This window comes from Methylobacterium sp. CCH5-D2, from assembly GCF_001556475.1.
GTDB classification, from domain to species: domain Bacteria; phylum Pseudomonadota; class Alphaproteobacteria; order Rhizobiales; family Beijerinckiaceae; genus Methylobacterium; species Methylobacterium hispanicum.
Map to the genome: position 1 here is coordinate 1 of NZ_LSIX01000917.1, position 226 is coordinate 226.

Sequence of the window (226 nt, forward strand, 5' to 3'; positions counted from 1 at the left end):
GACCCGCGCCCGCGCGCTCGCCGCCCGCGGCGGCGCCGCGACCGCGCTGGTGGCCGAACTGTTCGACAGCGCGGCGCTCGGCGCCCGGATCGACCCGGCCGAGATCGAGCGCGGCACGGAGATCGTGGTGGAGGCCGTGGCCGAGGCCGGAATCCGCGACTGGCTGCACACCGTGTGGCGGCACGATGCGGGCGTCTACCAGCACACCCTGAGCGTGGCGGGCTTC

General features: G+C 76.5%; 1 pseudogene. It reads left to right on the plus strand.

Features of this window, described 5'->3' with window-relative positions:
* A pseudogene (locus tag AX737_RS34855) lies at window positions 1-226 on the plus strand (phosphohydrolase); the annotation flags it as partial.